Genomic DNA, 436 nt, shown 5'->3' on the forward strand with positions numbered 1-436 from the left:
TGGGCAGGGCCATGACGAGCGCTCACCACCCGCTGCCCCACCGTCTTCCACCACGAAAGGTGACCCCGATGACCGAGTCCGAGATCCGTGAGTCCATTACCGCCTTCATCCGCGAGCGGTTCCTCGACGGAGACACCAAGGGCGAGCTCGAGGAGACCAGCCCGCTGCTCGAGTGGGGCGTCCTCAACTCGCTGAACACCGCCATGCTGATCGCCCACATACGGACGGCGGTCGGCGTCAAGATCCCCGCGATGCAGGTCAACTCGGAGAACTTTCACGACGTGCGGAGCATCACCGCCCTGGTGACCCGTCAGAGCGCCGCCGCAGCCTGACCCCCACACCCCGCACACCCCGCAGAACGTATTCCGACGCATCCCGTCCCCGCGGTGCCCCCGCCGGGGGTCCCGAGCCCGAGGTGAAAGGCGAATTCGCGACC

At 67.4% G+C, this 436-nt stretch carries 1 protein-coding gene; it reads left to right on the forward strand.

Annotated features, from left to right (window positions below; all coding sequences use genetic code 11):
- Nucleotides 1-68 precede the first annotated feature (68 nt).
- A complete protein-coding gene (locus AB0O76_RS26050; RefSeq protein ID WP_365495860.1) occupies nucleotides 69-332 on the forward strand; it encodes an acyl carrier protein in 264 nt (87 codons plus the stop codon).
- Nucleotides 333-436 lie beyond the last annotated feature (104 nt).

This window comes from Streptomyces sp. NPDC086554, assembly GCF_040686095.1.
Classification (GTDB): Bacteria; Actinomycetota; Actinomycetes; order Streptomycetales; family Streptomycetaceae; genus Streptomyces.